Origin of the sequence: Glaciecola siphonariae (assembly GCF_042652645.1) — a bacterium.
GTDB classification, from domain to species: domain Bacteria; phylum Pseudomonadota; class Gammaproteobacteria; order Enterobacterales; family Alteromonadaceae; genus Glaciecola; species Glaciecola siphonariae.
Map to the genome: position 1 here is coordinate 141864 of NZ_JBHSGU010000002.1, position 25366 is coordinate 167229.

Below are 25366 nucleotides of genomic sequence, written 5' to 3' on the forward strand. Positions count from 1 at the left end.
GAAATTCAGCCATCAGTAAAACATTTTCGGCGCAACAAGCTTTGCTTGAGAAGGCATGATGATAGAATGCACGACAGGTTAACACTGAGGGTTAAACGATTAAGCGAATAATACGCAATATGGAGAAAAGTGCTTACAAGCACGCTTTGTTTATATTAGTAACAATGGCCAGCGCGAAATGACTAAGAGTAACTTGCCGATACGTGAGGTATTTGAGAGCTTGGTTGCTGCTTTGAGCGCAGGCAATGCAGTTGTGCAGGCGCCTCCTGGGGCGGGTAAGTCCACCGCCTTGCCATTGTTTTTACTGGAGCAAGCTCTTTTTAGCCCGCATAAAATTATTATGCTACAGCCCAGAAAAGTCGCTGCGCGCAGTATTGCAAACTATTTAGCCAGTTTACTTAATGAAAAAGTGGTCAAAGCGTGGGTTATAAGATGCGCGGTGAGAGCCGCATTAGCGCAAACACCCGCCTTGAGATTGTTACCGAAGGTGTGCTTACTCGGATGCTGCAATCAAACCCAGAGCTCCCCGGCGTAGCGCTGGTTATTTTTGACGAGTTTCATGAGCGCAACATACATGCAGACTTTGCTCTGGCGCTTTGCATAGAGAGCCAGCAAGCGCTGAGGGAAGACTTAAAACTGCTGGTTATGTCGGCCACCTTGGATGGACTCGATTTCAATAAACTACTGCCAAACGCGCCAGTGCTGCACTCACAGGGGAAGGCCTTTGATGTTGATGTGGTTTACCGCCCGTTAAAAAGCCTACAGAATCACTCCACCGCATTGGCCGCTCAGGTCAGCGCAGTGCTTATGGAGGTGTTCGCTCAGCATACTCAAGACATTTTGATATTTTTGCCTAGCGTTTTCGATATCCACAAAACAATGGACATGATTCAAGCAAAGCTGCAAGAGAATGCTGCCGTTTACCCTTTGTATGCCAATTTATCGAAAGAACAGCAGCTTAGCGCTCTTTACCCTAACACCGAAGGCAAGCGCAAGGTAATTTTGGCAACGAATATAGCCGAAACCAGCCTAACCATAGATGGCATAGAGGTGGTAATAGATAGCGGACTAGAAAAGGTCTCGGTATTCGATTTGAGCCGCGGCGTTACACAACTTACTACGCAAAGAATCTCTCAAGCGTCCGCGACGCAAAGAGCGGGCAGAGCAGGGCGTCTTATGCCCGGCACGTGTTATAGACTTTGGGCAAAAGAACAGCACGAGCGCCTGTGGGCGCATTCGGTACCGCAAATTTTACAAAGCGATATTGCACAATTCATGCTTGAAGCTGCCGTGTGGGGAAGCGATATAAAACAGCTTGTATTGCTCGACTATCCAAGTGATGCGCAAGTCCAGCAGGCCCATGAGAAATTACAAAGGCAAGGCTTAATTGATACGCATGGCAAACCTACAAGACTAGGGCGAGAAGTGCATGGTTTGTCGGGTGATATTGATTTAGCACTCATGCTCATTCGCAGCAAAGCGCTTAGTGCGGCCCACCTAAGTATGGCCTGCGCTGCCGCCGCATTGCTTGAAACGAAAGACGTTTTAGCGACGTCCTCATCGCCAGAGCTTTCTATGCGCATGTCATTTATCCAAAATGCGCCCCAACATCCCGTTTGGCGGCAAGTTAAGCAATGGCATCAAAAGCTAGGAGTTGCTCAAAGTTCATGGCCCATACACGACCTAGGGCTTGTTTTAGCCTTCGGTTTTACCCAATGGATTGCACAAAATAAAGGGGATGGGCGTTTATTATTGGCTAACGGCAAGGGGGCTATGCTCAATCAGGAGGCAGCGCAGGCTCTGGCAAGTCACCCATGGTGCGTTGTTTGCCATATGCAGCTTACTGATGTGCAATCGGGAAGTGCGATGGTGCGTCTATGCGAGCCGCTTGGCAAGGCCGATTTAAATGAGCACTTTGCACACGTATATACGACACGAAATGAGCTGTTTTGGGATGAGGCCAAGCAGCGTTTTTCAGCGGCTCAAAATCATTATTTCGCTTCTATTAAAACGAAAAGCGTGCCTATGGGCGTACCTGAAGATGATTTACTGCTGCCGGCATGGCTTGGACTGTTGCAAGATAAGATAAACAAATTCGGCGCATCAGCACTTGCCTTAGATGAACGCAGCGAACAGCTTCTGCTGCGGCTCGTTTTGCTAAGCGGCTTTGATTCAAGCACGAAAGATAATGCCGCAAATGACTCAGATGATTTAGACGATGTGCAAGATAAAGCCCAAATGCTGTCTGAACAATGCGCTGACTGGCTTATACAGAGCATTGAACAATGGCTGATCCCAGCCCTGTCTGGCAAAACTACTTGGCAGCAGCTAACAAAATTAGGCTTTTATCAACTCATGAGTCAGCATCTTGATTATCATCAAAGCAAGCGCTTGAATGAGCAACTCCCTGAAGGCTTGTCTATTCCAACAGGGCGCAAAGCAAGTCTTAGGTATGAAAACAGTGGGAAGGTGTACCTGTCGGTAAGAATGCAAGAGCTTTATGGTATGCGCGAGCATCCAACTTTGCTTGGCGGTAAATTACCCATCACTATTGAGTTATTGTCACCTGCAAGCCGGCCCTTGCAGACTACGCAAGATATTTCTCGCTTCTGGTCAGGTAGTTATCGAGACATACAAAAAGAGATGAAAGGGCGCTATCCACGCCATTTTTGGCCGGACGATCCCGCCCATGCAAAAGCCACCGCGGCCACAAAAAAGAAAATGTAGCTTAGCGCCAAGCTAGCGTGTGTTTTAGTCGGCGTTTATCACAAGCTGAGTCAATAGCGGAAAGTGGTCAGAGTCAATCGACTTGAGTCGGCGAATATCGGCAACACGAAAGTGTTTCGAATGAAAAATATGGTCTAAAGGCCATCTCAACAGCGCATAGTCTGCATGAAAAGTATTGAAGAACCCCCGACCAATGCGAGGGTCTTGCAATTCACTTACCTGTTTAAATGCTCGCGTGGTGGGTGACCACGCGACGTCGTTCAAGTCACCGGTGACAATGGTAGGCATTGAGTTACCTTTTACCGATTTTGCTACTAGCATGAGCTCTTTATCACGAGGAGATGCATATTCATTTTCAGTGGGGCTTGGCGGCGCAGGATGCAAAAAATGGCATTGCACAGGCACGTTGGGGGCAATTAATAGCTCACAGCTAATCGACGGAATATCTTCTTCAATTAAGTACTCTATTTTTTCATTTACAATATCGAATTTGCTGTATAAATGCATGCCGTATAAATTATCTTTTGGGACCGCGACGCGATGCGGATAATCCTCGTGTAACACGCTAAGTGCATCTTGCCAGCGCTCATCACTTTCAAGCGTAACCAATACGTCGGGGCAATGTTCTTTTACACGCGCTATTAATTTATGTTCAGAGCGGTTGGTCATAAGCACGTTGGCGGTAAGAATTTTCAATGACGTACCGCTTGTATCTGATGCAGCAGACACCTCTTTGGGAAAGAGAACCGTATAGGGCAGTATCCAAATACACTGAAACGTCATGCATATTGCGCTTAACAGCACTAAAAGCCACATCGACATGCCTTGCCCTGCATATACGCAAAAAACAATATTAATGGCGAGCAGTACCACAATTTGTAAGCGCGGAAACTCCCACGAGCGGCAAAGCCAGTGGTCGCTGGGCATTAACGGCAATATGCTTATCAATGCAAGGCATAAAGTAGTGATGACACTGAACGTAAACATGAATGAATTATCCTAAGGTCAACAGACCCTAACATCGATATTGTTTGAATCGATTAATAAACGGTTAACAGGGTATGGGCAGTTTACCATAAACACGATTATAAAATGTTGTCGCCTTGTTCCGGTGAGCGAGATTGCTGCGCTTGTTTTTTTATAGCCGCTACGTCACTACTTATTTCGTTATGCTCCGCGTTTATATCACTGTCAGCAGATAAATGCTTTGCAGCTTGCTCTGTTTGATTTGTACGCTGGCTCTGCTTGTTTGTAATCGTGCCTGTTGGGATGGCTGGCCCAGCAGATGACCTTTCATTATTTAGGTTTTCTTGCAAGGAAGGTAAAGAGTTAACAGATGCATCAAAGCTGATTATGCGCTCACGAGCATCATCCGGCATACTTATATTCGCGTTCTCAAGCGCTCGCATGATCAGGCGCTGCAACATTGAAGAGACTTTGAGTACCGAATGTTCGTCGCTGTTTACCCAAAAATATACTTTTAAATTTATCGTTGAGCTCCCCAAGGTATCAACTAATACTTGCGGTGCCGGTTCGGCCAATACCGCGTCGTGGCTCTTTAGTATGTCCATGCCTATATCTTGCGCCTGCACAATAGATGAGTCATAGCCAATACCAACAATAAAATGTGAGCGCATTTTAGGATTAGCGCTAAAGTTCTTGATGGTGTTTTTGTAAATAATGGCGTTAGGGATTTGAATATGATTACCATCAAAATCAACTAGCGTAGTTGAACGAGCGGTTACGCTGTTTATTACGCCTAAATGACCGTTTACCTCTATTACATCTCCAATTTTAAATGGCTTTTGTACGCTGAGCAGCAGGCTAGATATAAAGTTTTCGGCAATATCTTTAAACGCAAAACCTATCACAAGCCCCGCAATACCTGTTCCGCTTACTAGCGCAATCGCAAATTGCGTGAGTCCAGCGAGACGCATAAAAATATAAGCGCCTAGCAGTATTACGATAAAACTCACAACACGCTGGCCAACCACGCGCACTAACTCACTTTTACTCAGCAGACCGAGCGGTTTAATCGCCAAACGTGAAATGGGTTTCGCTAACATAAACATGATGACAAAACAGATGATGCCGATGCCAATGAGAGGAAGTTGAGTGACCGCATAATGCGCCACGGTTTCAATGTCGGTCACTAGAGGTGCGATTAAGGTAGATTGTTCACTTGCTTGTTCGGACATTCTATCGTTCCTTGTAAGTCTGCATGGAGTTTTTGTAAGAATAAATTATATAAGCCTAATAAAGCATAGCGGTTCTGCACGGCGCAGCCAAGCTTCTGTGTAAATGCTGCTTTGCTGCCTTTTACAGATACTAATTCTTTGATCACTTGAATCCATTTACGATACCCCCACGTAGCATACTCGCCAGCAAAAAACCCTTTTCAGATGAATACCTGACTCTTTTACTTGGTTAAATACTTGACCATTTTAGTAGGGTATGAAACTATTGCGCATCTTTTCGATACTGGGAAAATTATGAAGCTTACATCAAAAGGACGTTACGCAGTGACGGCAATGCTCGATTTAGCGTTGCACTCTAAAAATGGACCTGTATCATTAGCCGCCATTTCTGAGCGCCAAGATATTTCGCTCTCATATTTAGAGCAACTTTTTGCCAAATTGAGGCGAACCAAATTAGTAAGAAGCGTACGCGGGCCAGGCGGTGGCTATACTTTGAACAAAGAGCCACAACTATTATCGGTGGGCGCAATTATTGAAGCTGTCAATGAAAACATTGATGCAACGAAATGCCAAGGTAAGGCGGATTGCCAAGGCGGCGAACGATGCTTAACTCATAGCCTATGGCAGAATTTAAGTGACCGTATTAGCGATTTTCTACATCAAATATCACTGCAAGAATTGATGCAAAAACGTGATGTAAAAGAGGTCATTGGTCGCCAGAACTGTTTCAAAACCGCGTTTAGAGCGAACGAGATTGATGTGCTGCAAATGCTCACAAGCAAAGAAAATGTCTAGCATGGATGCCACTTAAGGGGGCGCAGAGCGCGATGACCTTGCACAACACAGAATTAACACAGCGAATATTGGGATCAATATATGAGTGAACAAATCGAACAAGCGTTAGATAGAAAATACGAGGCTGGATTTTATTCTGAAATTGAATCAGATACCTTCGAGAGCGGTTTAGACGAATCGATTATTCGCCGTATTTCAGCCATGAAAAAAGAACCAGAGTGGATGCTAGACTGGCGCCTCAAAGCTTACGAAACGTGGTTGAAGATGGACGAACCTGAGTGGGCTCATGTGCATTATCCAAAAATCGATTTCCAAGCTATTTCTTACTATTCTGCGCCTAAAAGCATGGCTGATAAACCTAAGTCTCTTGACGAGGTTGACCCAGAGCTACTGCGCACCTACGAAAAACTCGGCATCCCTTTGCATGAGCAAGAGATGCTTGCTGGTGTCGCCATGGACGTTGTGTTCGATTCTGTATCAGTGGTAACCACATTTAGAGAAAAGCTAGAGGAAGCGGGTGTCATTTTCTGCTCTATTTCTGAGGCCGTGCATCGCTTCCCTGAATTGGTTAAAAAGTATATTGGCTCGGTAGTACCACGAGGCGACAATTATTACGCGGCATTAAACAGCGCCGTATTCACTGATGGCTCCTTTGTTTTTATTCCAAAAGGTGTGCGTTGCCCGATGGAGCTGTCGACGTATTTCCGTATCAACGAAATGAATACCGGTCAGTTTGAGCGCACCTTAATTGTTGCAGAAGAGGGTAGCCACGTTAGTTATCTTGAGGGATGTACAGCACCGCAGCGCGACGAAAATCAGCTGCATGCAGCCGTTGTAGAACTAGTGGCGCTCGACGATGCCACAATAAAATATTCAACGGTGCAAAACTGGTATCCAGGAGATGAAGACGGCAAAGGCGGCATCTATAATTTTGTTACCAAGCGCGGTATTTGCCATACCAACGCGAAAATTTCGTGGACGCAAGTTGAAACCGGCTCAGCAGTTACTTGGAAGTATCCAAGCTGCGTTTTGAAGGGCGATAACAGCGTTGGTGAGTTTTACTCCGTTGCGCTTACGCGAGGACGCCAGCAGGCCGACACTGGCACAAAAATGATTCATTTGGGCAAAAACACTCGCTCAACCATCATTTCAAAAGGTATATCGGCGGGCAAGAGTAACAACACGTATAGGGGCTTGGTTAAAATGGGACCAAAAGCCGATGGCGCGCGCAACTTCACCGAGTGTGACTCTTTGCTGATTGGCGATACCTGCGGTGCTCATACCTTCCCGTACATCGAAAGCCGCAATCCAAGCGCGATTGTTGAACACGAAGCGACCACGTCAAAAGTGAGCGACGAACAGCTATTTTTGTGTCAGCAGCGCGGTCTTAATCCTGAAAAAGCAGTCTCGATGATTGTAAATGGGTTTTGTAAAGAAGTATTCAAAGAATTGCCGATGGAGTTTGCGGTCGAGGCCGGCAAATTGCTCGAAATTAGCTTAGAAGGATCAGTGGGATAGTTATGTTAAAAATTAGCAACTTACATGCACGTGTAGAGGATAAAGCGATATTGCAGGGTTTAAACCTTGAGGTTAAGCCCGGTGAAGTTCACGCAATTATGGGTCCTAATGGCGCCGGAAAAAGCACCTTGGGCTACGTTTTATCAGGGCGAGATGGCTACGAAGTTGAGCAAGGCGACGTTAACTTCAACGGTAAAGACTTGTTTGAAATGGAAATTGAAGAGCGCGCGAGTAGCGGTTTATTTTTAGCGTTTCAGTACCCCGTTGAAATCCCCGGCGTGAGCAACATGGAGTTCATGAAAGAATCTGTAAACGCGACTCGTGAACAGCGCGGTGAAGAGGCACTCTCAGCGACGGAGTTTTTGAAACTGGCAAAAGAAGCCTGCAAGCAGGTGCAACTGCCACTGGATTTTTTGAAGCGCGGCGTTAATGAAGGCTTTTCGGGCGGGGAGAAGAAGCGCAATGAAATTATGCAGATGATTCTGCTTAAGCCTTCTCTGTGTATTTTAGATGAGTCTGATTCGGGCTTAGATGTTGATGCCTTGCAGGTTGTTGCAAACGGCGTAAACAGCCAGCGAGACCCACAGCGCAGCTTCATCATTATTACCCACTACCAGCGCTTGTTAGATTACATCAAGCCCGATTTTGTGCATATTCTTGCGAACGGCAAAATTGTAAAAAGTGGCGATGCGTCGTTGGCACTGCAGGTAGAAAAAGAAGGCTATGCCTTTTTAGGAAAAGAGTTTGAAGAGGTAAGCGCATGAGTCAATGGCTAACCAAGGTTATTGATGATGCTAAAGGTCTTGATGACTTTCTTGCGCCCATGCGTCAGCAAGCCCGTTTAAAACTGCTTAGCGACGGTTGGCCACATGCTCGAAGCGAAGAGTGGCGTTTTACGCCCTTGTCTGCATTAAAAGACCGGACCGTTGATGCGATAGATTCGGCAGTCGACTATGACGTGCCTCACATCGAGGGGCTCAACCCAATTGATTTGGTTTTTGTTGACGGCGTGTTACGCACCAATATTAGCGATTTGTCGTTACCAAAGGGTTTACATATTTATGCTTTGCAAGACGCTTCGGCTGATGTGCAAGCCGATATTACCGCGCTGTTTGGTCACGTTAAACCCACTCGTCATGTCTTTGGTTTAGTCAACGATGCCCTATGTCAGCAGGGTGTTTATATAGCGCTTGATGACAACTGCTCGGTAGAAACGCCGCTGCGAATCGTTAACTTATCTACCCAAGACTGCGACGCACACACCCGAGCGCTTGTAAAACTAGGTAAAAACAGTCAGTTAAAAGTCATTGAGCATGGCGTTGGTTCAGCGCCGAGCCTAACTACCGCGTTTGCCGAATATGTGATTGGTGAGCAAGCCAAGCTTGAGCATTATCGCTTTGCCTTTTTTACCGGCGCAGCTAAACAAGTGGGTGGAAGCCATTTCAGTCTCCAGCAAGAAGCATCTTTGAACAGTAGCTTTGTGTCTTATGGTAGTGAGTTATCGCGTATTGACGTGGATATTATTCATGCCGGTCAGCATGCAAAGGCTAAAATGAACGCGATATATTTACTGGCCGAAGGCGAGCTGTTTGATATGCATTCTACAATTGAACATGCTGTGCCAAACGGCACCACAGAAGAAAATGCCCGAGGCATAATAGGTGATAAAGCGCGTGCGGTGTTTAGCGGTCGAATTCATATTCATCGTGATGCACAAAAGACCCTCGCCGAACTGAATAACCGAAATTTGCTGTTATCGCGCAGAGCCATGGTAAATACCAAGCCAGAGCTTGAAATATATGCTGATGATGTGCAATGCGCGCACGGAGCAACGGTAGCCGAGATAGAAGAAAAGGCTCTGTACTATTTGCTAAGCCGCGGTATAAAACGTTCAAAAGCGCTCGTCATGCTGAACTTTGGCTTTATTCAAGAGTTGGTGAATGCAATTGACGATGAACCGATTAAAGAGTGGCTATTACCAATGTTGAGCGAGCGTTTTGTCAACATGGAGGTCAAATGACTTTTGACGTGAACGCTATTCGCGCGCAATTCCCAGTGCTACACCAAGAAATTGACGGTAAGCCTCTGGTTTACCTCGATAACGCGGCCACGACGCAAAAACCGCAGGCGGTTATTGATGCGCTTATAGAGTATTACACACAGTACAACTCTAATGTGCACCGAGGCGCGCATCAGCTTGCGGATAAAGCGACACAGCGATATGAAAATGCGCGATCGACGGTTGCAAACTTTATCAACGCTCAGCATCGCGAAGAAGTGATTTGGACCAGCGGCACCACTGAAGCCATAAATTTAGTAGCCAACGGGGTAGGGCAGTTGTTTAATGCCGGCGATGAGATCATTGTGACGGAGCTTGAGCATCACGCCAATCTCGTGACGTGGCAGCAGGCGTGCAAACGAAGCGGCGCTATACTAAAGATTTGCCCTATTTTTGATAGTGGTGAGCTAGACATGAACGCCTTTGACGCACTGCTAAACGAAAAAACGCGTTTAGTGGCGGTGCCGCATGTGTCGAATGCCTTAGGCACGGTCAACCCTATAAAAGACATCGCTAAAAAAGCCAAACAAAACGGCGCGTGGGTTTTAATTGATGGCGCTCAGGGCATTGCGCATGGTGACGTTGATGTACAGGCCATTGGCTGTGATTTTTATGTGTTTTCTGGACACAAGCTGTTTGCGCCCACAGGCGTAGGTGTGCTGTGGGGACGTAAATCGCTACTTGAAACATGGCCTGTTTGGCAAACCGGTGGCGAGATGATTTCGGATGTGGAATATCAAACTGCGACTTGGGGCGAATTACCGAATAGGCTTGAAGCCGGTACGCCCAATATAGCTGGCGTAATTGGCCTAGGCGCAGCGGTTGAATGGCTCTCAAATCTGGATATACCTGCATTGCAAGCTCATGAGCGCGATTTATTGGCCTATGCAAGCGAGCGTGTTAAAGAGATTAAGGGCATGAAAATTGTGGGCACAGCGCCAGAGAAAATTGGCGTGATGAGCTTTCAATTGCAAGGAGCCCACCCGGCTGATATTGGATTTATTTTAGATAAGCAGGGCGTAGCAATACGCACAGGCGATAACTGTGCTCAGCCGCTAATGAAGCGATTGGGCCTGCCTGGTACTGCGCGCGCTTCGTTTTCTATATACAATACGCGCGCTGACATTGACCGATTATTCGACGCCTTGAAAAAAGCCCAAACTATGCTGGCTTAGGAGATGTTATGACTGTTGAAACGTTTATTCCTGAAAAACAAACAATTACGCTTACCGACAGTGCCATTCGTCATTTTGAGAGTAAGCAAAAGGCTCAACCTGAAAAGCTGATTCGGTTTTCGACAAAAGTAAGTGGCTGTACCGGATATGCCTATGTATTAGACCTTGTGGATGCGCCTCAAGACACAGACGAAGTCATTCAATTTACCGACTCTTTGCGCATTGCGGTTGCAAGCCATGCACAAGAGCTACTGAAAAACACCGAAATTGATTACGTTAAAGAAGGTGTGAACGGCGTGATTAAGTACAACAACCCTAACGTAGTAAATGAGTGCGGCTGCGGTGAGAGCTTCAACGTAGGGTAGTGAATATTGAGAAATGCTTGTTAGCTCCAGCAATTACTCAACGAGATAAAGCATGTTTTGGATGATAAATTAATGCAGCAAAAAATGGTTGTAACCGAAAGTGACTGCAAGGCACGTTTGGTACCGGTTGGTACACCAAAAATCATTCCAGAGGGCGAGTTTGTTACCATTACCCAAGACTTAGGCGGTAATTACACCGTTACATGGCGCGGAAATATGTATCGTATAGACGGTACTGACGCAAAGGCTATTGGCAGAAAGTCCTTAGTACTAGCTTTTGAACCACCCAGCGACGGTAGTATTGACACCGAGCAGGTATGGGACGCGCTTAAATCGGTATACGACCCTGAAATTCCTATTGACTTGGTGTCGTTAGGCCTTATTTACTCAGTGGATATCGACCAAGAAAAAAAGCGTGTGAACATTGATATGACGCTCACGGCACCGGCCTGCGGTATGGGGCCAGTATTGGTTGGAGACGTTGAATATCGCGTTGCTATGGTGCCTCATGTTGAATCGGTGCATGTGAATTTGGTGTTCGACCCTCCATGGTCACGTGACATGATGAGTGAAGAAGCACAATTAGAAGCTGGCGTATTCTTTTAAATTTATTGAGCAAGTCGCGTCAATTAAGTAAAACAAATAAATTAGGACAGCTAGATGCAGTTACCGAGCAGTGAAGAAATTGTTGAAGACCTAGCGTTTTTTGATGATTGGGAACAGCGTTATCAGTTTATTATTGACCTAGGGAAGCAAATTCCGGGTCTTAGTGAAGATGCTCGGACCCCAGACAAGCTCGTTAAGGGCTGTCAAAGCAATGTTTGGCTCGACTATCATACCGAGGATGGAAAGTTTCAGTTTGATGTCGACAGCGATGCGCTTATTGTGAATGGCTTACTGGTAATAGTGCTTAGTGCCTACAACGATAAGTCGGCGAAGGATATTCTTAGTTTTGATATGGATGCATATTTTAAACAGATTGACTTGGAGCGCCACATTACGCCCACTAGAGGCAACGGCTTAAGGGCAATAGTAGGTAAAATTCGTCAGTTAGCGAGCGAGGCGAGATAGGCTCACCCGCGTAATTTTTTGCTGAGCTCGTCAATATGTGCCGGACCTATCTCGCAGCATCCTCCAACAATGCTCGCCCCCTCATTAAACCAATGCATGGCATGGTTCGCATACTGCGAGGGACTCAAATCTTTTCTAGCCGTTAATACTTCAACCGTGTCTCCGGGGTAAAGAGATTCTACTGAGGTAAACCCATTGGCGTAAGCACCTATTCGGAAAGTGGGGGCAGCATGGGTTTGCAGCAAGGCCCAACACGCGGTAATCGCCTCTGGTACACTACAATTCAATAAAACTGCATCAGGCTGCATAGGTAATATGGCAAGTAGCGCTGCATTGAGGCTTTCGCCGCTGCGTAGCAATGCGTCAGCATCGCTAGAGCAAGCATCCTTTACAGAAAAGGCTACCCACGTCTCTTTTCCAGATTCCTTCGCTGCAGTGCATGCTGCTTTTGCTTCGTCGATAGATGACATTGTTTCACAAATAAATATATCGCTCGCGGGCGCCTGCAGAGCCACTAGTTCTCGGTAAATATGTAAAGATTGTTCAAAGGCTAAGCAAGCGTCTGCCTTGTAACTTGCGACCAAGGGCGGTAAGCAGCCAGCGATGTGCACATCATCTCGATTGGAGCGCATTCTCGCTTGTTCTGCCATTAGTTGTGCTTGCTCATGTAGCACGGGCAATAAATCAATCTGAGCGTCGCGGGTGAGGCGGGGAGGAGTAGCGGTATAGGTGTTGAGGGTAATCACATCTGCACCCGCCTTAATAAACTCAAGGTGCAAATCGGCGACCAGCTGAGGCTCATGCAGCATGATGTCGGCCGACCACATTGGCGTTATCGGGCGGGCGCTTCTACGCAGTAGTTCTTGGCCCATGCCGCCATCAAGTATGAGAGGTATCTTCAAAAGGCGCTTTCCTAATGTGCGTGAGCAGATTAACTTAATTTCAGCGCGCGATTATATATTAAATCGTCTCCCTACACAGGTGCTTAATTACTTTGCTAAATCCGTATAGCTGTATTGCTTGGTGCTACGACAATGAGTCCAATCAGGCGGTCGATATAAATACGCGATTTTATCTTGCCACCGACTGGCTGAATCTATTTTTTGTTTTAGCCCTTTAAAGCCGACAAACTGGGCGGTAATCGGATTATTATTATAAACAGGATTGACCAAACCAGGCACAGGCTCTTGGGTGTATTTTGCGCGCGTACCAAATATACGGTCCCAAATTATCAATACTTGGCTGTAGTTTTTATCAATGTATTGTGGCTGATTAGCATGGTGTATTTTGTGATTAAGCGGTGTTGCAAAAATATCCTCTAGCCATCCCAAGTGACCTACATAGCTAGCATGATTCCAAATGCCATAGAGATTTTTGAAGACGATCATTGCTAAATACACTACAGGCGGAACCCCAATGAAGGCAGCAACTAAGGCACCTATGATTTTCAATTGGCCGTCAAAATAAAAGGCTCTTGCAGCAGTAGAGTGGTTAAATGAGTTGGATGAATGGTGCACCGAGTGAAATGCCCACATTAGGCCGACGCGATGAGCCGCTCTGTGCTCCCAATAATAAGCTAATTCATGAATTACAAAGGCAACTACCAGCGCAAGCGGCAAAAAACTGATGTCGGCAATGCGAAAGCCCTCGTACACCCATACGTACAAAGCCAGCGGAATTAACACTGATATCGTCAAACCAATCACGCTTGTAATTAAGTTAATGGCGATACTGCACAGCGCGTCGGCGTTGTCGTAATTTTTAGTGCCTTTTGCAAAGTGGTAAATGCGCTCCAATAGGGTCATACCAAAATAGCCGGTGGCTAATATCCAGAGGCCAGCAGAACCACCTGCAAATTCTACAATGTCAGCTAACATGTTTTGCTCCGAACAAAAGGTTATTAAGCAGCATTTGCGCATCAAGACAAAATGCCTTGACTGCCAAGCACCTTGTAATTTTGAACAAATACTATACGCTTTTGATTTTTGAGAGACTGTCGCCTGGGCGACAATTGGATAAGTATGTTATCAGATGGTCAAAGAGAAGTATTGCGGGCGACTTCTTGGTTCAACAGCATGCCGGAGCGATTGCAAAAGGCCTTTATAGACGTCGTAAAACTTGTGTCTGTAGATGGAGGCATGAAGCTTTATAACAAAGGCGATAAAGGTAACGGCTTCCACTGTGTTTTAAGCGGGAAAATTAAAGTTAGCAATATCAATCGAAATGGCAAACAAGTTGTTTTAGGTTTTCTATCTACAGGGACTTGGTTTGGGGAGATATCGATGTTTGACGGCTTAGGTCGTACTCATGATACTCACGCAGAAGAAAATAGCATGCTTGCATTTGTGAGCCGTTCTGATTTTCATCGCATAATGGCAAAGCATCCCGAAGCTTACGAATACTTTACCCAGTTGTTGTGTCAGCGTTTGCGTACCACCTTGAACTTTATAGATTCGACCGCCAGTTTGTCGTTAAAACAGCAGTTGGTAAAACGCCTTATTTTAATCAGCAGCAACCTTGGCCAACGTGAAAGTAATGGAAGCTTGCCCGCGGTCACTGCTTCGCAAGAAGCCTTAGCGATGATGATAAACTCCTCCCGTCAAAGCGTGAATCGCTTGCTCAAAGAGCTAGAGCGAGATGGCTTAATTCAAAACGCCTACAGGCACATAAGTTTGCTTGATGTAGAGGCGCTGAAAATATTTTGTGAGTGGGAATGATGTACACAAAATAGATGTGTGCGCTTGAAAAAGTGTCGTATACGCGACAGTTTTTATCGACATCAGCGCGTATACTTTGATGGCAAACAATTAAAAAGGAGATAAACATGAGCGTGCAAGACACAGTCAGTGAACAAGAATGGCAAATGCGAGTCGATTTAGCTGCCTGCTATCGCATCGTGGCTCACTATGGTTGGGACGATTTAATATTCACCCATATTTCTGCAAGAGTGCCCGGCCCCGAACATCACTTTTTAATTAATCCCTACGGTATGATGTTTGAAGAAGTTACGGCGTCGAGCTTGGTAAAAGTTGATTTGCATGGTAACAAAGTTATGGAAAGCGAGTACGATATTAATCCGGCAGGATTTACTATTCATAGCGCCGTACATGAGGCGCGAGACGATGCCCAATGTGTTATGCATTTGCATACCACCGCAGGAATAGCGGTGTCTGTTCAGGAGCAGGGTTTACTGCCTTACAGCCAGCAGTCATTATTTGCGCTCTCCTCTTTGTCATATCACGACTACGAAGGGGTGGCACTCAATCCAGATGAGAAAACACGACTGGTTGCAGACCTAGGTGCTACTCGTTTTATGATTTTACGAAATCATGGTTTATTAACCTGTGCTGATAGCGTTGCGGATGCATTTTTGGCCATGTTTATTCTCCAGCGTAGCTGCGAAATACAAATTCAGGCGCAGTCTACAGGTGTTGATCTAAAGCTTATTCCGGCACCAATTTTAGCGGGCATTCAGGCACAAGCCGAACAGGTGACACGTTCCGCTGGGGGCATGCTGGCGTGGCCAGGAATATTGCGGAAACTGGATAGAGAGTGTCCTGACTATAAGTCTTAATAATTAGTCCTGATTATAAGTCCTAGAGGGCTGGATAACGATGCTTCATCAACTACTTAAAAAAATCAGCGAAGGAAAGCCGGTCAATTTTAAACGCTTGCAACAAATGCTACCAAAAAATTTCGATATCTCATCATGTTTTAATGTCGAGATGGTGGGCAAGGAGCGATTTAAAGTGCACGTGGTCGATGAATCTGCTTTTAACGCCCTTTTGTTGTCATCCTCTCCGGCAACTAGTAGGCAGAGTGAGATGAGTGAGCGCTTCGGAGGGCGCTAGGCTGCGCTGGTTTTAGCCAGTCTTATAGTGTTAAATCGTTGAGCCGTTTGCTAAACATTTTAATCCACAGTGCTTTTTGTTTTTCGCTCATAAACCCAAACAGCATTGCATGATGGGTTTTACAGGCCTTTATTAACTTATCTAGCATTAGCGACACAGCTGCCTCGGGTATTGAAAATGAAGCGGCAATACTGACTATGTCTTTTCTTTTAATATTGTCGTCTCTGCCGTTTAATTTTAACGCCATTTTATAGTCGCCATAAATGTAGGTAGAAATTATGTCGTAACAGGGAGTAAGCACGGTTTTTCCTGATGTGGCTAAAGTCTGAATGCTGATGTTTTTCGCGTGCAGATCACCATTTCCGATAAGATAGGAAAAAGCATACAGTTGCAACGCTTTTAGTATTTCTATTTTTGGTGCAGTTGAATATTTGGCTATACCGGCCAGTACATCTTTGTAGGACAAACGATATTTGTCGGCAGGATATCGGTTTAGGAATTGGCATGCGTCTTCTTGATGATGCATACAGACGCTATGCTCTTCGGTATCGCTCTGTTGTTTTTTAAGATATCTATCGAAGCGCTCTACTAACAGACCTCGCTGCCCGTGTTTGTCTTTAATGATTTTGGTGTTATTGACCTTCATGCCACATTTTCTTGCCAAGGCTAAACATGCGTGCTCATTATCAATCAGGGCAGGTTTATCGATGGGGTTTAGCTTCACAATATAAAATTTATCTTTTTGCATATGCGGAAGAGGAAAACTAATCATAGAAGCCGATATTTTCTCTTGCACACCCGATAATGCTTGATTGAGCGGGTTATAGTTTTCGTCTTCAATGCTATGTTTGAAGAGTTGATAAAGGTCTGCATTTTTTAAGTCGAGGGTAAAGTCGAGAGGATGCTCAGAGAGGCTTTTTTCCAAGTGTCCATTGGCCATGACATTCACATCGCCGATGCACTCACTGCCCACCATCGCTAAAATACTAAATAGGTCATCTTCAGATGTTTTTATGCCTTTGACCAAGGCTTTTAGTCGGAGCCCTTCAGGCAGTAAACCTGCAAAAAATGGAGGAAGAGAGTCTCCAAAGTTTGTGTAAGTCATACTGTCGGAACTAAGGTGAAACGCTATCCCCTTGTTTGTTATAGCAATATAACTTTGCTCATACTCAAACACACAACCTTTTTGCGTGCGACTCAGACTACCTGCAAGTAAGTTGCCTTTGTAGACTTGTAGTCGCTCTATCTGTTTTGCATCTTCTAAGCGCAATGTAATTTACTCGTGTCGTTGTTTACTTTGAATATTTAAGCTCAACGCTTAAACCAAGCGTGTCTAGCACCATAAATACTTTATTCATTTGCACACTGGGTTTGCCTTGTTCAAGTTGACTTATAAAATTCAAACTCACGCCGCTTAAATTTGCTAGCTCTGTTTGCGTCAATGATTGAGATTTACGCTCTTCTCTAATTTTCATACCGATTGACTGTAAGGCCGGATTCATTGTTGTTCCTATGAACGACGGAATTTAATGGAAATTATCATACTGAAATTGAATTTTAAACAAAATTCGCACATTCGAGTGAATATTGAGGTAAAGGTGTTGATTCTGCATAGTTGCCATACTGAATTCACACTATCGTGCGAAATTGTGAGCGTAAAGGCAAATGTCGGGAATGCACAGAATTAATCGCAAGCAAAGATAAATTAGGCAACAAACACCACTATTTAATGCTTGCGCTTGTGCGTTTTCTCTATGTTTCGCGTAATAATTCTTTTTAAGAGATAGGAAACAACATGCTTGAGTTTATTCAGTTGCTCTTAGTTGCCATAGTGATAGGGGGAATGGTCACTTTTCAAATCTTGTTTGCGCCGCTGGTGTTTATTAAGTTGCCTAACGATGTAGCCCGGCCTTTTATCAGAAAGTTTTTTCCTTTTTACTATTTGTATTTTGGCATATTGAGTCTGGCGCTCGTGGTAATTTCATTCGCGTTGCTGAGTCAAAACTACGGAATATGGATTTGTGTCATGCATATTGCTTTGGCAATTGGTTTTATCCTGTCGCGACAAGTGTTTATGCCTCTAGCGAACAAAGCAACAGACGAGGGAAGGAAGCCTGACTTCGACCGCTATCACAGAATTACAGTGTTGATTAACACTCTTCAATTGATGTCGATGATAGGTGTCTTGTGGTTAATCAGCTAGCGTTAATGATGGCGAGATTGACTATTCTGACTGAGTAAAATAGCAGAGACTAAAAGGAGTTTGCCTTTTGAGCACGCGCAATACGGCAGATTTAATCCAAGAATATCTCCATCTCACGCGCGATGCGATGCCTGCTCTTGCGAAGCAAAGAAACGCCGAGCAAGGTAGGGAGGGAAACGCGCAATGGCCTGTTCAGCATGACCATTGCTTTCAGCGAATTGTGCTGGACAACATTTGTGGCGGCGCATGGTACGACTATATCAAAGCACCAGCATATCAACATTTAAGCCCTACTCAGGCAGACGCTGCTGTACGTTTATGCCATCAGATAATAGGGGGCGAGGCAGATTTAAAACAATTAAACGAACGCTCGTTTAAGTGGCGTCAAAAGCAATATCGATTTTCTTTTTAAAGCGAAAGACTCTAAAGAACATCCTAACCCTCCTTATCCATCGTGTAATAAATATGTAAATTTAAAGACATAAAAGCAACATTAATTGTTCACATTACTGTCTGCAAATTGTCATTTTTTACCTTCAATCTAAACCCCGTATGGATGTGCAGTAATTGTTCATGCCCCACAATTATACAATTAACTGAATAAACGGGACTTAGTAATGTTGAAACAGGCCGAAAATATTATCGACAATGCACAATTGCATGACGACAAAGAAGATGTTGCTTCAAATGACTCTGGAAATCGTCCTTTTACGGACGTATTGAATAAAAATATATCTAGACGCTCTGTTCTTGCGGGAAGCGTAACCGCCGCCGCTGCAGGTTTTTTTGCACCCGCAGTAAGTGCGAGCCTCGGTGGCATGAGCCGTAACAACGACAGAATCAATCGTGAATTAGTTGGATTTAAACCTGTTGCGATAAGCGATGTTGCTGATGTACGCATGCCGACAATATCTGAAGACTATGAATATCAATCTTTTATTCCATGGGGCACGCCCATTGAGCCGGGTATCACCAACGAATATGCAGGCGACCCCAACACTCGTCCCACATCTGCCGAAGCAGAGCTGCAAGTAGGCATTGGTCATGATGGAATGTGGTTTTTTCCTATCGATTTTGACTTACAAATGCAATATGGCCGTCGCTATCGAGCAAGAAGCGATGAGGGTATGTTGTGTATCAATCATGAATTCGGCAGGAACTCACATGTTCTTGGAAAATCTGGGCCAGAAAGCCTAGAAGACGTAAGATTGTCGCAACACGTACATGGTGTGTCTGTGCTGCGTATCAAAGAACATTTTGATGGCTGGCGGGTAGAGTCTAGCCCCAACGCAAGACGCATTACGGTAAACACGCCGGTTGAATTTTCAGGACCAGCGGCAAGCTCTTCACTCTTACAAAATCCAGCGGGGAATATGCCGCTAGGCACGGTGAACAACTGTGGATCGGGCCCTACTCCGTGGGGCACTTACCTTACCTGTGAAGAAAACTTTAACGGGTATTTCGGGTCATCAACGATGAGCAGTGACGAATTCAACGCAGCAAGAACAGAAGAGCAAGCGCGTTATGGCTTTGACTTTGACGGTTTCGGCTATGGCTGGCACTTCTTTGACCAACGCTTTGATCTCACCGACCCTAACTACGTGAATGAACAAAACCGTTTCGGCTGGATTGTAGAAATTGACCCATTCGATGGCACTAAAAAGCCAGTTAAACGCACTGCGATGGGCCGTTTTAAACACGAAGCCGTTGCCATTGCCGAAAGCGCTGACGGTCGTATTGCCGCTTACATGGGTGATGATCAACGCTTTGACTATTGCTACAAGTATGTATCTAATGAGCCATGGAGAGACGTCATTGAGCGCGGCGACAGCCCTTTAGACGACGGCAAGTTATTTGTGGCTAGGTATAACGACGACGGTACCGGTGAGTGGTTAGAATTAAGTATCAACAATCCACTGTTAGCAGAGCGTTTCAGCGATCAGGCTGAGCTACTTATATACGCTCGGGTAGCGGCTGATATTTTAGGCGCAACGCCAATGGACAGACCTGAATGGACCACAATCGGTAAAAACGGCGAAGTATATTGGACGCTAACAAACAATTCGCAGCGCCAGCTTGCCAACGCTGCTAATCCTCAAACACCAAATAGCGATGGCCATATTATTCGCACCACAGACGCGGGCGATCATATGGGTAATACCTTCACTTGGGAGATATTTTTACTAGCAGCGGATACGCGCGGTACAGAGGGTGTGTTTACCGACCCTGATTTGGCTTGGTCTGACGCAAGTGGTCGCTTATTTATTGGAACTGACGGCGGTCAGCCTGACGGCCTGCAAGACCAACTTACCGTGATTGATACCAACAAAGAAAGGCCTGAAGCTAAGCGTTTGCTAGTTGGCGTAGCAAATGATGAGGTAACGGGCTTCACTGCAACGCCAGATAGACGCACCGCGTTTGTGAATTTGCAACATCCTGGTGATGGCGATCCATCTAGAACGAACTTTCCTGCCGCACCAGATGGCGTCACGATCCCTCGCGACTCAACCTTGGTGCTGCGTCGCAAAAACGGCGCTGTGATTGGTTCGTAATTATTGCAGCAATATCCACGCCCAACCACTAGGTTGAGCGTGCATTCTTACTTTAATAAAGGAATTCATTATGGGCATAAGCGCATGGCAAATACTGGTGTTACTGTTAATTGTAGTCTTACTTTTTGGTACAAAAAAACTGCGAAACATCGGTGCTGACTTAGGCGAAGCGGTTAAAGGCTTTAAATCAGGCATGGACGATAAACACGAAGCACAAGACAAGCACGCACAAACAGTTGCACAGCCAGAGATGCTTGAGGATAAACCTAAGCAAAGTATACATGACAATGACGTTAACGCAGATGCGGCTTACACAGATACCAATGCCACTGGCACAAGGGTTTAGAACACGTCATGCCTTTTGATATTGGTTTTATTGAACTGTGCATTTTGCTAGTGGTTGCTCTAATTGTGCTCGGTCCTGACAAGTTCCCCGTCGCTGCCAGACAATTGAGCAAGTGGTTTGGCGGTATTCGCAGGAATGTTAATTCACTCACGTCTGAATTTAATCGCGAATTGGAGATGGATGAATTGCGAAGACAGGTAGATGCACAAAAACAGCAATTAAAAGCCGCTGTATTTTTAGGCGAAAACGAGAACGAGAACGAAAACGAGAGCGTGAACACACACGAGAAAGCACCAACAGACGCCGCTTTGACAACAAGTGCAAAGACTGACTTAGCGACGAGTAGCGCTTTTAAAAACGAACAATAAACTTGGGTGTATCAAAAATGGCAACGAACACAAGCAAGGCTTATAGCAAAAATGAAATGCCTTTGTTGGCGCATTTAATCGAACTGCGCACACGTATGATAAAAGCCGTATTGGCTGTGCTATTGTTATTTGCTGCCTTGATTGCTTTTGCCAATGACATTTACCTTATTTTAGTGAAGCCTTTAATGGAGCAGCTTCCAGAAAACAGTGAAATGGTGGCAACAGGTCTAATCGACCCGTTTTTTACGCCCTTTAAATTAGTCCTTATTCTGTCGTTCTTTCTAGCCATTCCCGTGATTTTGCATCAACTATGGGCGTTTATCGCGCCTGGATTATACAAGCGTGAACAAAAAACCGGCCGTGCTATTTTGCTCAGCAGTATATTGCTCTTTTACTCAGGTATGGTGTTTTGTTACTACGTGGTGTTTCCGCTGATGTTTCAGTTTTTCCCGTCTGTCGTGCCCGAGGGCATACGCTATATCCCCGACATGACCAACAGCCTGAACATCATGATAAAACTCTTTTTCGCTTTTGGTTTGGCTTTTGAGGTCCCTATTTTTACGGTGGTGGCTGTGTTGAGCGGAGCGACTACGATAGAAAAACTTCAACAAAGCCGGGCCTACATTATTGTGGCAGCCTTTGCGATTGGCATGCTATTAACGCCACCCGATATGATTTCTCAAACGCTACTTGCCGTGCCCATGTGGTTGTTATTTGAAATCGGACTTATTTTTGCTCGCTGGTTCAAAATCGAACAACAAGCCACTAAAGCCTCTCACAAAGCGCCTAGCTCAACCATGGCGGAATAGAGGCGGTGAAGAATTTAAGCGCTAGCGGTAAAAAAACAGCATCATTTTAAATCGTTAAATGGCAGTAGATTTAACGGTTTAATGTGTAAGCGAAGTTGTGTCGTGTTGGACGATATTGCTTCATTTGTACTAAGTAAGGCGTGTTAAATACTCGCAACTTACATCAACCTGAAATCACGTAAACAACATGGAATTAACTATGAAAAAACAAAGTTTTATTGCGACGATATTGCTCTTTTTATCTTTACAAGCGAATGCAGTGATCATCTCGCTTGATGGACAAGAGGCTGATGGCGCTGCGTTCAATGTTTTAAATGTAACTAACACCAACTCAAACGAAGTATTGGAGATTAGCTATAACTTTATGTATGAGGCGCTTGACCCTTCTTGGGCAACTGATTTAATCGTGGAAATTGCGCATTTAACTAGCGGCACTTTTTTTCAAATTGGAAATGCGGGATTCAGCTGCACAGATTTTGGTGTTGAGTGCGAAGCTGACTTAGGTTTTCTTGACCAATCAGGCATCTTTTCTGCTTCGGGAATAATATCCTTAGATGTAGGCACCATTTTAGATGGTTCTGGTGATTGGGAAGTAGCGATTGGCGACAGCTTTGACGACAATGGCGTTGACGGTGTCTTTTTAGCTGGCTCTTTTATTGAAATCACGCAAGGCATAAGAGCGGTAGAGGCCAGTAGCCCGGCAACTTTACTACTACTCTCGCTTACTGCATTGGCTTTATTTGCAGGCAGAAAACGCGTTCTTTAATACAAAGTTAAAGGCTTTAATTTGTAAATAGGCAAGGTCGTAATGATTTTGCCTTTTTTCTATTTGCTTAAGCCATAATACTTTAATTAATACCTTCGGTTACCTTCACCTACACGGCGAGTATCACTAGTCTCAGCACGCATCGGAAAATTTAATTGTTCCAGATGTCTGATTAATAATAATCGATATATTTTCGGTAATAGTGATTTGTCGCACTTGTTGCTCACTCGCATTGTCAAATGAAATACTCTGCAGAGACGACGCAGATTGTTCTTTTCGTTCGCTTAAACGATAAGTAAATCCATCAGCAGGACCTATGAACATATCAGCTTCGGGCTCTTTATATTCTAAGGCTTTGAACCACTTACGGTAATACCTTAATTCGCTGGCGTTTAAGCATAAGTGAAGCCCAGTGAAGTCTTTCAATACTTTGTTTTTTCTCGCGGCGCTTTTATCGGCAAGATATGATTTGCGAGTGATGTCATGCTCTGAGCTTCCCCATTTCATATAATCGAAGTACTCGCGCTTATATTCCATAACCCAATGTGTTAACAAAAAATCGTCAGATAGGCCGTCATTACTAAAAAATAGATAATCAAACCAAGGAATCGTTTCTTTATTTTCTAGCGTTTTGTTTCTCGTAAAAGCGTTTACCGAATAGCGGGCCTCAAGTTTGTCGCTTAGTGTTGAGAGCTGACCGGCGAAATCAACACTAAACGCAATTCCCGAAAGGCCCTCCTCAGCGTTAGACATGACAGCTTTTAATCCTACAGGCTCAAAAAATTCGACATAGCTTTGCTCGCCATATAAATACAGGCCAGTCCATTGCTGACCGTCAGCGCCTGTGGTGCGTTTTTCACTCGCAGCAAAAGTATCTTGAATGAAACTTGAATTTTTAAGTGCGGCAAAATCGTCTGGGCTAAGCACGTGAAACATATGATTGAATGCGACGGGGCTGCTGATTTGTTGAGAGTTGCTGTTAACACTTTTTTCAGAATCGCTGCATGCGAATAAAAAAGCTATCGATAAAATTGACACTAGGTAGAAAAACTTCATGCTGCTATCCGGTATAAGCATTGAATGCGTTTGTTGATTAAAATACACGATACTTTAAAAGTATAGTGATGTTGAACATTTGTTTTTATGCCTCGCTACTATAATGCTAATGTCGTGGTATAAGCTTTTTTAAAGCTCGCCACTGTCGCTCGAGTCCTTACATCAATGTTAGGTTAACGTGCTTAAGGCCTAAACTAGGATCATCAAATGCAACCTACAGACACAATGAATTTTACGATAACGACTACTTATGCGGTGTTTTTAGTAGCGCTATTGATCATATTAACATTCAGGGTAATCGACTTAAGAGGAAGTCCTGCCACTAAATGGCTTCATGGAAAAGGCCGAAAGGTGAGCGATGAGCAACTTCAGCGCGCCATTCGTGGTCATGGAAATTTATGTGAATATTTACCTGTATTTTTAATAATGTTGATGTTAGGGGAGGTGAATGGACTCGCAGTTGAAGCCCTGCACGCATGCGGCATAAGCTTTACGCTTGGGCGTTATATGCATGGCTTGGGTTTTGGTTTTGTCGGCTTTAGCCCAGTGCTGCGCATAGGGGGAATGGTTTTTACGCTATTGGCTATGATGGGCATGTTTGCAGGTTTGTGTTACGTCTTGCTAGCAGCTTAATTTTATTAGGTAAATGATAAAAGAGAACTAAAAAAAGAGAACGACAAAAGAAAGCAATAATCGACATTCAAGCCTGTTCGTCACTTAGGTCGAATAACAATGCTATACAGGTCTCTACATGTTGCTCAATTACCTCATCAGTCTTAGCAGATTTACCTGTTATAAGTTCAAACTCTGGTCCAAGGATAAACGGTGCGCCAACCGCCGCCGCGAGAATATACTTTGCATGCATTTTATCAACCTTCTTTAGGGTGCCGGCGGCTTGTGCCTGTTCGATAATATGTAGTATTAATTCGCTTTGTTTACGCTGGTGTGTATCAACCAGCCATGTAAGGCGAGAACTCGCTTGCATACCCTCCAAAAATGTCAGCCTTAAATATTCCGGAGCACTTGCAGTCGCATTTATATAGCCGGTCAGTAGTGCGCGTAAATAAGCCTTACCCTGCAAACCAGATATCTCAGAAAGCATGAGCGACACTGCGGTGTTCAGTGCATTAAATACATCATCTACACACTCACGCCACAGCAGCTCCTTGCTTTTGAAATGGTAAACAATAAGCGGCACTTTAACGCCAGCAGCTTTTGCGATATCGCTTAAAGATGTTCCAGCAAAACCTATACTGAAAAACTGATCGCTTGCTGCATCCTTTATTGCTTGTTGAGTTAATAACTTAGCCTTTTCTCTGGCGTTATTTCCTTTAGAAGATTGCATTTTGTTCATAGTGTTAGTGTGCTGTCCAGTCTAATAAATTTTATTGACAAACCAGTTAGTCAGTGAAAAAATCAAGCTAGATTGTAACGACCTATTAACAAATTAGCAAAGACTGTAACAATTACTGCTTATGCAACTCCAAATTATTTATCTTCACTAAAG

At 44.6% G+C, this 25366-nt stretch carries 28 protein-coding genes; 20 read left to right on the plus strand and 8 right to left on the minus strand.

The genetic code is table 11. From position 1 onward, the window contains the following. Positions 1–178 precede the first annotated feature (178 nt). Positions 179–535 carry a hypothetical protein gene (locus ACFO4O_RS02060; RefSeq protein ID WP_382408327.1) on the plus strand — a complete coding sequence of 119 codons (357 nt, stop codon included), beginning with the start codon at positions 179–181 and terminating at the stop codon, positions 533–535. Then, positions 433–2727: an ATP-dependent helicase HrpB gene (hrpB, locus tag ACFO4O_RS02065; protein ID WP_382408188.1), complete on the plus strand. Its 2295-nt coding sequence runs from the start codon at positions 433–435 to the stop codon at positions 2725–2727. The genes ACFO4O_RS02060 and hrpB overlap by 103 nt, the downstream gene beginning before the upstream one ends. 24 nt (positions 2728–2751) lie before the next feature. On the opposite strand, the gene ACFO4O_RS02070 is transcribed toward hrpB, so the two are convergent. Both ACFO4O_RS02070 and ACFO4O_RS02075 read right to left on the minus strand, forming a co-directional pair. Further along, on the minus strand, positions 2752–3714 hold the full coding sequence (locus tag ACFO4O_RS02070; protein ID WP_382405636.1) for an endonuclease/exonuclease/phosphatase family protein: 963 nt from the start codon (positions 3712–3714) through the stop codon (positions 2752–2754). A 98-nt stretch (positions 3715–3812) separates the two neighbouring features. Further along, on the minus strand, positions 3813–4925 hold the full coding sequence (locus tag ACFO4O_RS02075; protein WP_382405637.1) for a mechanosensitive ion channel family protein: 1113 nt from the start codon (positions 4923–4925) through the stop codon (positions 3813–3815). 294 nt (positions 4926–5219) lie between these two features. Here ACFO4O_RS02075 and iscR point away from each other — a divergent pair, with 294 nt between their 5' ends. The 8 genes from iscR to ACFO4O_RS02115 all read left to right on the plus strand — a co-directional run bounded on the left by iscR (position 5220) and on the right by ACFO4O_RS02115 (position 11908). Further along, positions 5220–5720 carry a Fe-S cluster assembly transcriptional regulator IscR gene (gene iscR / locus ACFO4O_RS02080; protein ID WP_382405638.1) on the plus strand — a complete coding sequence of 167 codons (501 nt, stop codon included), beginning with the start codon at positions 5220–5222 and terminating at the stop codon, positions 5718–5720. An 81-nt stretch (positions 5721–5801) separates the two neighbouring features. After that, positions 5802–7238, plus strand: coding sequence for a Fe-S cluster assembly protein SufB (gene sufB, locus ACFO4O_RS02085; RefSeq protein WP_382405639.1), 1437 nt, complete (start codon positions 5802–5804; stop codon positions 7236–7238). Between the two features lie 2 nt (positions 7239–7240). Next, positions 7241–8002 (plus strand): Fe-S cluster assembly ATPase SufC, encoded by a 762-nt coding sequence (gene sufC / locus ACFO4O_RS02090; protein WP_382405640.1) that lies wholly within the window; start codon positions 7241–7243, stop codon positions 8000–8002. After that, the gene (gene sufD / locus ACFO4O_RS02095) at positions 7999–9258 is read left to right on the plus strand and encodes a Fe-S cluster assembly protein SufD (RefSeq protein ID WP_382405642.1); all 1260 of its coding nucleotides are present in this window, start codon (positions 7999–8001) and stop codon (positions 9256–9258) included. Before sufC ends, sufD begins: the two co-directional genes overlap by 4 nt. Further along, positions 9255–10472, plus strand: coding sequence for an aminotransferase class V-fold PLP-dependent enzyme (locus tag ACFO4O_RS02100; RefSeq protein ID WP_382405644.1), 1218 nt, complete (start codon positions 9255–9257; stop codon positions 10470–10472). Before sufD ends, ACFO4O_RS02100 begins: the two co-directional genes overlap by 4 nt. Before the next feature lie 8 nt (positions 10473–10480). Then, positions 10481–10837: a HesB/IscA family protein gene (locus tag ACFO4O_RS02105; RefSeq protein ID WP_382405645.1), complete on the plus strand. Its 357-nt coding sequence runs from the start codon at positions 10481–10483 to the stop codon at positions 10835–10837. A 72-nt stretch (positions 10838–10909) separates the two neighbouring features. Further along, positions 10910–11443: a putative Fe-S cluster assembly protein SufT gene (sufT, locus tag ACFO4O_RS02110; protein ID WP_382405646.1), complete on the plus strand. Its 534-nt coding sequence runs from the start codon at positions 10910–10912 to the stop codon at positions 11441–11443. 54 nt (positions 11444–11497) lie between these two features. Beyond that, positions 11498–11908, plus strand: coding sequence for a SufE family protein (locus ACFO4O_RS02115; RefSeq protein WP_382405647.1), 411 nt, complete (start codon positions 11498–11500; stop codon positions 11906–11908). Positions 11909–11910: 2 nt separating this feature from the next. Here the strand turns inward: ACFO4O_RS02115 and ACFO4O_RS02120 are convergent, their stop codons facing one another. Both ACFO4O_RS02120 and ACFO4O_RS02125 read right to left on the minus strand, forming a co-directional pair. Further along, the gene (locus ACFO4O_RS02120; protein WP_382405649.1) at positions 11911–12810 is read right to left on the minus strand and encodes a homocysteine S-methyltransferase family protein; all 900 of its coding nucleotides are present in this window, start codon (positions 12808–12810) and stop codon (positions 11911–11913) included. An 87-nt stretch (positions 12811–12897) separates the two neighbouring features. Then, the gene (locus ACFO4O_RS02125; protein WP_382405650.1) at positions 12898–13785 is read right to left on the minus strand and encodes a sterol desaturase family protein; all 888 of its coding nucleotides are present in this window, start codon (positions 13783–13785) and stop codon (positions 12898–12900) included. Positions 13786–13929: 144 nt separating this feature from the next. On the opposite strand from ACFO4O_RS02125, the gene ACFO4O_RS02130 reads away from it, so the two are divergent. Together ACFO4O_RS02130 and ACFO4O_RS02135 are read left to right on the plus strand one after the other, a co-directional pair. Then, positions 13930–14625 carry a Crp/Fnr family transcriptional regulator gene (locus tag ACFO4O_RS02130; protein WP_382405651.1) on the plus strand — a complete coding sequence of 232 codons (696 nt, stop codon included), beginning with the start codon at positions 13930–13932 and terminating at the stop codon, positions 14623–14625. A gap of 107 nt (positions 14626–14732) precedes the next feature. Further along, positions 14733–15482, plus strand: a complete 750-nt coding sequence (locus ACFO4O_RS02135) for a class II aldolase/adducin family protein (RefSeq protein WP_382405653.1) — start codon at positions 14733–14735, stop codon at positions 15480–15482. Positions 15483–15781: 299 nt separating this feature from the next. Here the strand turns inward: ACFO4O_RS02135 and ACFO4O_RS02140 are convergent, their stop codons facing one another. Next, on the minus strand, positions 15782–17029 hold the full coding sequence (locus ACFO4O_RS02140) for a type II toxin-antitoxin system HipA family toxin (RefSeq protein WP_382405654.1): 1248 nt from the start codon (positions 17027–17029) through the stop codon (positions 15782–15784). Between the two features lie 22 nt (positions 17030–17051). Next, a complete protein-coding gene (locus ACFO4O_RS02145) occupies positions 17052–17261 on the minus strand; it encodes a helix-turn-helix transcriptional regulator (protein WP_382405655.1) in 210 nt (69 codons plus the stop codon). 293 nt (positions 17262–17554) lie between these two features. On the opposite strand from ACFO4O_RS02145, the gene ACFO4O_RS02150 reads away from it, so the two are divergent. The 7 genes from ACFO4O_RS02150 (at position 17555) to ACFO4O_RS02180 (ending at position 22803) form a co-directional block, all read left to right on the plus strand. After that, the gene (locus ACFO4O_RS02150) at positions 17555–17962 is read left to right on the plus strand and encodes a DUF4149 domain-containing protein (RefSeq protein ID WP_382405656.1); all 408 of its coding nucleotides are present in this window, start codon (positions 17555–17557) and stop codon (positions 17960–17962) included. A gap of 67 nt (positions 17963–18029) precedes the next feature. Continuing rightward, entirely contained in the window at positions 18030–18374 is a 345-nt protein-coding gene (locus ACFO4O_RS02155; protein ID WP_382405657.1) for a hypothetical protein, read from the plus strand. A 205-nt stretch (positions 18375–18579) separates the two neighbouring features. After that, positions 18580–20514, plus strand: a complete 1935-nt coding sequence (locus ACFO4O_RS02160) for a PhoX family protein (protein ID WP_382405658.1) — start codon at positions 18580–18582, stop codon at positions 20512–20514. A gap of 70 nt (positions 20515–20584) precedes the next feature. Further along, entirely contained in the window at positions 20585–20860 is a 276-nt protein-coding gene (tatA, locus tag ACFO4O_RS02165; protein WP_382405659.1) for a twin-arginine translocase TatA/TatE family subunit, read from the plus strand. A gap of 8 nt (positions 20861–20868) precedes the next feature. After that, positions 20869–21228 carry a Sec-independent protein translocase protein TatB gene (gene tatB, locus ACFO4O_RS02170; protein WP_382405660.1) on the plus strand — a complete coding sequence of 120 codons (360 nt, stop codon included), beginning with the start codon at positions 20869–20871 and terminating at the stop codon, positions 21226–21228. Between the two features lie 17 nt (positions 21229–21245). Next, positions 21246–22037 carry a twin-arginine translocase subunit TatC gene (gene tatC / locus ACFO4O_RS02175; RefSeq protein WP_382405661.1) on the plus strand — a complete coding sequence of 264 codons (792 nt, stop codon included), beginning with the start codon at positions 21246–21248 and terminating at the stop codon, positions 22035–22037. A 199-nt stretch (positions 22038–22236) separates the two neighbouring features. Further along, complete coding sequence (locus ACFO4O_RS02180) at positions 22237–22803, plus strand: hypothetical protein (protein WP_382405663.1); 567 nt, start codon at positions 22237–22239, stop codon at positions 22801–22803. A 132-nt stretch (positions 22804–22935) separates the two neighbouring features. Here the strand turns inward: ACFO4O_RS02180 and ACFO4O_RS02185 are convergent, their stop codons facing one another. After that, entirely contained in the window at positions 22936–23859 is a 924-nt protein-coding gene (locus ACFO4O_RS02185) for a DUF5829 family protein (protein ID WP_382405665.1), read from the minus strand. A 207-nt stretch (positions 23860–24066) separates the two neighbouring features. On the opposite strand from ACFO4O_RS02185, the gene ACFO4O_RS02190 reads away from it, so the two are divergent. Then, positions 24067–24492, plus strand: a complete 426-nt coding sequence (locus tag ACFO4O_RS02190) for an MAPEG family protein (RefSeq protein WP_382405667.1) — start codon at positions 24067–24069, stop codon at positions 24490–24492. A gap of 67 nt (positions 24493–24559) precedes the next feature. Here the strand turns inward: ACFO4O_RS02190 and ACFO4O_RS02195 are convergent, their stop codons facing one another. Next, entirely contained in the window at positions 24560–25204 is a 645-nt protein-coding gene (locus tag ACFO4O_RS02195; RefSeq protein WP_382405668.1) for a TetR/AcrR family transcriptional regulator, read from the minus strand. Positions 25205–25366: the final 162 nt, after the last annotated feature.

Coding starts and splice junctions, on each gene's coding strand:
- ACFO4O_RS02060 (WP_382408327.1), top strand. CDS start 179: ATGACTAAGAGTAACTTGCCGATACGTGAGGTATTTGAGAGCTTGGTT.
- hrpB (WP_382408188.1), top strand. CDS start 433: ATGCGCGGTGAGAGCCGCATTAGCGCAAACACCCGCCTTGAGATTGTT.
- ACFO4O_RS02070 (WP_382405636.1), bottom strand. CDS start 3,714: ATGTTTACGTTCAGTGTCATCACTACTTTATGCCTTGCATTGATAAGC.
- ACFO4O_RS02075 (WP_382405637.1), bottom strand. CDS start 4,925: ATGTCCGAACAAGCAAGTGAACAATCTACCTTAATCGCACCTCTAGTG.
- iscR (WP_382405638.1), top strand. CDS start 5,220: ATGAAGCTTACATCAAAAGGACGTTACGCAGTGACGGCAATGCTCGAT.
- sufB (WP_382405639.1), top strand. CDS start 5,802: ATGAGTGAACAAATCGAACAAGCGTTAGATAGAAAATACGAGGCTGGA.
- sufC (WP_382405640.1), top strand. CDS start 7,241: ATGTTAAAAATTAGCAACTTACATGCACGTGTAGAGGATAAAGCGATA.
- sufD (WP_382405642.1), top strand. CDS start 7,999: ATGAGTCAATGGCTAACCAAGGTTATTGATGATGCTAAAGGTCTTGAT.
- ACFO4O_RS02100 (WP_382405644.1), top strand. CDS start 9,255: ATGACTTTTGACGTGAACGCTATTCGCGCGCAATTCCCAGTGCTACAC.
- ACFO4O_RS02105 (WP_382405645.1), top strand. CDS start 10,481: ATGACTGTTGAAACGTTTATTCCTGAAAAACAAACAATTACGCTTACC.
- sufT (WP_382405646.1), top strand. CDS start 10,910: ATGCAGCAAAAAATGGTTGTAACCGAAAGTGACTGCAAGGCACGTTTG.
- ACFO4O_RS02115 (WP_382405647.1), top strand. CDS start 11,498: ATGCAGTTACCGAGCAGTGAAGAAATTGTTGAAGACCTAGCGTTTTTT.
- ACFO4O_RS02125 (WP_382405650.1), bottom strand. CDS start 13,785: ATGTTAGCTGACATTGTAGAATTTGCAGGTGGTTCTGCTGGCCTCTGG.
- ACFO4O_RS02130 (WP_382405651.1), top strand. CDS start 13,930: ATGTTATCAGATGGTCAAAGAGAAGTATTGCGGGCGACTTCTTGGTTC.
- ACFO4O_RS02135 (WP_382405653.1), top strand. CDS start 14,733: ATGAGCGTGCAAGACACAGTCAGTGAACAAGAATGGCAAATGCGAGTC.
- ACFO4O_RS02145 (WP_382405655.1), bottom strand. CDS start 17,261: ATGAATCCGGCCTTACAGTCAATCGGTATGAAAATTAGAGAAGAGCGT.
- ACFO4O_RS02150 (WP_382405656.1), top strand. CDS start 17,555: ATGCTTGAGTTTATTCAGTTGCTCTTAGTTGCCATAGTGATAGGGGGA.
- ACFO4O_RS02160 (WP_382405658.1), top strand. CDS start 18,580: ATGTTGAAACAGGCCGAAAATATTATCGACAATGCACAATTGCATGAC.
- tatA (WP_382405659.1), top strand. CDS start 20,585: ATGGGCATAAGCGCATGGCAAATACTGGTGTTACTGTTAATTGTAGTC.
- tatB (WP_382405660.1), top strand. CDS start 20,869: ATGCCTTTTGATATTGGTTTTATTGAACTGTGCATTTTGCTAGTGGTT.
- tatC (WP_382405661.1), top strand. CDS start 21,246: ATGGCAACGAACACAAGCAAGGCTTATAGCAAAAATGAAATGCCTTTG.
- ACFO4O_RS02180 (WP_382405663.1), top strand. CDS start 22,237: ATGAAAAAACAAAGTTTTATTGCGACGATATTGCTCTTTTTATCTTTA.
- ACFO4O_RS02185 (WP_382405665.1), bottom strand. CDS start 23,859: ATGAAGTTTTTCTACCTAGTGTCAATTTTATCGATAGCTTTTTTATTC.
- ACFO4O_RS02190 (WP_382405667.1), top strand. CDS start 24,067: ATGCAACCTACAGACACAATGAATTTTACGATAACGACTACTTATGCG.
- ACFO4O_RS02195 (WP_382405668.1), bottom strand. CDS start 25,204: ATGCAATCTTCTAAAGGAAATAACGCCAGAGAAAAGGCTAAGTTATTA.